This window comes from Ligilactobacillus equi DSM 15833 = JCM 10991, assembly GCF_001435735.1.
GTDB lineage: Bacteria > Bacillota > Bacilli > Lactobacillales > Lactobacillaceae > Ligilactobacillus > Ligilactobacillus equi.
This window is the reverse complement of sequence record NZ_AZFH01000191.1, coordinates 420-4521: the sequence shown is the minus strand read 5'-3', so window position 1 is coordinate 4521 and position 4102 is coordinate 420. Positions and strand designations below refer to the sequence as shown.

Genomic DNA, 4102 nt, shown 5'->3' with positions numbered 1-4102 from the left:
CACATCAATGTAGGAGATTAGGCTTGCCTAACCGTTTGAACTACTGACACGCAAGTATCGTGAGTTACAAGCCCCCGAACTTGTTCGGGGGTAGTTGACGAACTACACCGCCACTAAGGTAACGGGTTTCTGGGAATACTAAGTGGATAATGTAAAAGTGGTGTTTGAAAAGGATGGCAGATATTGCCGAAAAAGAAAATATGCGTGACTTGGCTTTGATGTAAAAATGAGTTTGCAGCCATTACCGACCCATTTTTTGCTTTTGATTCAGGTTGGAAAAATCGGTGAAGTCGATGTTACTGCACTATTGAAAAGTATCCAAAATAATTGTAGCCTAACACAAAAGGCCCGCGAAAGGAGAGCTCGCGGGCCTTTTGTTAACACGATAATTGTACATGTAGTGTAATAACTTAATGAAAATAATGTAAATCGTTTCTATGACTATATTAAATAATATCTAACTGATTTTTCGTTACATATTTTTTGAAAAATGTTTTTTAAAAATGAGAAAAGGTATCTTAAATTTAAAAGGTTGAAAACGATATAAAATTGATAAAAATAGGAATTTAAAAAGAAAAGTTGTTCGCAACAAAAGTATACTTTTTAAAAAAGTGTGTAAAAAAATTAAAAAAATCTAAAAAAACTAATTAAAATATATCTTTATTTATTGTTGTATATTCATGAGTTGAGATGTAAAATTAAGCGGGCCACCTAGTAAAATAACCAAACAAAACAAATGAAAGGCACGTTAAAGTACTTATGACATTGGTTAATGATAACACACAAATTGTAATAAATCACCCTCAAAAAGGAACTCATTTAACGATTCAAGAGCGTGGAACAAATTCAAGCCTACAAAGAAATGGGCTTATCTAACCGTCAAATCGCTAGGAAGCGCAATAGGGTCCCTCAAACCATTAATAATGAGGTTAAGCATGGATGGGTAAAAACCATTAAGCAGATACAAAAGAAAGCTAATGGTAAAGAATACCGCTATTACAACGAACAATATTACGCAGAAGTTGGACAAATTCGTTATGCGTCTAATAAATCGCAATGTGGAAGAAAACCTATTTATTGGTCTTTTCCTGAAATTGTAGCGGAATTAGATAGCTTATTCCTGGGTAAAGTTGATGGTATTAAGTACTCACCATATGCTACAATTCCAAAGCTTGAAGAAGTAATTCCTACGGAATTTATTCCATGTGAACGTACTATTTACACTTGGATTGATAAAGGTATTATGCAGACTAAAAACGTTGATTTAATGTCTAAAACCACCCGTAAGAATAACCATAAATCTTCAAAGGCTTCAGTTAAACGTGTATTGGGGCGCAGTATTAATGAACGTCCTGCTTACATTGATAGTCGTTCTGAAATTGGACACTTTGAAATTGATACTGTCGTTGGCAAGAAAGCCTCTATGGACAACGTTTTAATGGTCTTAACTGACCGTTTATCTATCTCGCTATACTATGATTTTTCGTATCAAAGATAAGAGTTCTGAATCCGTTAATAAGAAACTCGAAGAGTTGAAGTCTAGCATGGGTGAAAAAACGTTCTATCAGACTTTCAAGTCTTTAACCTCAGATAACGGACTAGAATTTTCACGCCTTCAAGAAGTTCACAGTAACACTTATTATGCGACTCCATACACTCCAAGTGAACGTGGTTCAAATGAGAATGTAATTCGTATTATTAGACGATTTATCCATAAAAGTACTGCCATTTCATCATATACTGATGATTACATTCAATTCGTAGAAGATGCAATCAATGATTACCCACGAAAGCTTTTAGGTGGTTATTCTGCCGAATCTGTTTACTTATACAATGAGGTACTTTCACTTACTTCTTAGAATCAAGAAGTACCTTTTTGAGATAAAGTGGCTAACTTATATTTGCAATTTGAGTTGTATATTCATAATTAAAAGGAGAGAAAGAAGTATGACAAGGAAAAAGTTAGGTTTGAAGAAAAAAGTAGAAAAGCCTGAAATTAAGAAACGTTATAAGATGTACAAGGCTAAGGGTCGCTGGTTAGTAGCACCTCTAGTCTTCTTATCTTTAGGTCTTGCTAATACAGGATTAGTTCATGCGGATAGTGTAGATGGAGATGCAAATTATTCATCTGATAAGCAAATTGAAAATGATAATTCCCAACTAACAGATGAAAAAATTGAATTAGGGAAAAAACAAGTTTCAACGGTACAATTTGGCCAAGATACAATTATTTCAAGCACACAGACGGTAGCAACCAAAGAAACCGCAACATCAGAAGTAAGTAGTCAAGTAACTGCTCAAAGCCAAAGTGTTTCAAGTGTTTCTCAAGAAACCACAGCGAAAGTGCAAGCTTCACCAAGTGTGGCAACATATGTAGCACCAACAGTTGAAGACCCAACTAATTTTGGTGGTGAAAAAAGTACCAACTTACTAGCAACTAATACTATTCAAACTACAAATACTGACACAACGGTAAAGAACTCTTCAAATACTGATGCAACAGTAGATTCTAGTGTTGGTACACCTACATCAGGTAATGGTGTTTCATTAGCAAATGTCCAAGTATTATCAACCGTTAACACGAGTGTAACTTCACCAGATCAAAGTGGTAATGAAGCAACTAATCCATTAACTAGTACGGATGCAACTTTTGTGGTTGATGGTAAAGGTGTACTTGATGTCAACCTTTTGAAAGGGGCGAATAAGTCTGTTGTCATTGAAATTCCAGAGGGACTAAAAGATAAGATTACAACAAATGGTAATGCAACTGGGAAAGTAAGTTTCTTATTACCAGTTAACTCTTTAACAGTCTTACAACCAGTAACAGATTTATTAAATGGTGTTCTTAATGGTACTGGTGTTGTTGTCGATAAGCTTATTGGTAATGACGATAACAGTTTATTAGGTAACTTACTTTCTTTATTAACTGCCGGTAAATTACAAGTTAGTGTCGATGGTGTTGACGATGTAATAAAGAATTTAAACCTTTTAAAAGGTAGTCAAAGTAATGTTGACCCTAATTCAAGAGTACTTGATATTAATAATGGTAATTTAGATGCACCAGTCACAATTAAAACTGATGAACAAGGTAATCAATATTTAGAAGTAAATCTTCAACAAGAAATTGGTAAAATTGCGACTGACCACGTTAAAGGTATTTTAGATAATATTATTAAAGATTTAGGTAATTTAAAAATTACCGCGACGGTTTCATCTGCTGATTTGATGAGCAATATGGAAAATAACTCAACTATTGCAGGACAACTTAATGGTGCTCTAAGCAAGATTCCTGTCTTAGGTGGAGTTTTAAGTGGACTTACTGGTACAGTAGGTAACCTTCTTGGTGGAACTGTAAGTACTTTAGGTGGATTAGTTGATAAATTAGGTGTAAATAAAGTATTATCAATTCTTGGAATTGGTGATGATCTTAACCCCGTCTTATCTGCTAATGGTTTAAAAGTAACCATTCCATCAACTCAACTTAACTTAGTTAAGACCTTAAATACATTAATTAACGGTGATAAAGGGGTATTAAGTACAACTGGTAATTTATTAAATGAAATTTTAGGAGCAGCAATTTTAAATACGGCAACTGTTAGTGTACCAGTAACAGTTGATAATGCTGGTCTTAAAGGAAATACCCTTGACGATACGGTTTATGGTGGTCAATTCTTAGGAACGGTGGCTGAATCAGATGCCATTGATTTAAGTGTATTAAACAACAACAAGAAGGGCTCAAGAACTACTTTATACATCAAGGTTCAAGAAGCTAGCCAATATGGTATTACTTACCCAGCTAAAGACGTAACCAAAGCAAGCGATGTGAGTGTAACACCGAAAATAACAAATGCTAGTGGTCAAGAAATCCAATCATTACCAACAGGTGCGAAACTGACCGTTGATGATAGTAATTTACCAACAGGTGTAACATTAGGTAATGTTGACCAAACAACAGGTACAGTAAGGGTAAATGTACCAGCTGGTACTCCAGTCGGTAGCTTTGAAATCCCAGTAACAGTGACATACTCAGATGGTTCTGAAGATAAGGCAACTATTACAATGGATATCAAAGACAGCTTTAACTATCAAGCACAAGCTAAAA

Annotated in this window: 3 protein-coding genes; all 3 read left to right on the top strand. The window is 34.7% G+C overall.

The window, feature by feature from the left end:
* Window positions 1-835 precede the first annotated feature (835 nt).
* A complete protein-coding gene (locus FC36_RS10125) occupies window positions 836-1498 on the top strand; it encodes an IS30 family transposase (RefSeq protein WP_056986900.1) in 663 nt (220 codons plus the stop codon).
* The gene (locus FC36_RS10120; RefSeq protein WP_056986898.1) at window positions 1476-1859 is read left to right on the top strand and encodes an IS30 family transposase; all 384 of its coding nucleotides are present in this window, start codon (window positions 1476-1478) and stop codon (window positions 1857-1859) included. The genes FC36_RS10125 and FC36_RS10120 overlap by 23 nt, the downstream gene beginning before the upstream one ends.
* Before the next feature lie 88 nt (window positions 1860-1947).
* Window positions 1948-4102 (top strand): adhesive domain-containing protein (locus tag FC36_RS10115; RefSeq protein WP_082614609.1); only part of this gene is annotated, 2155 nt, incomplete at its 3' end.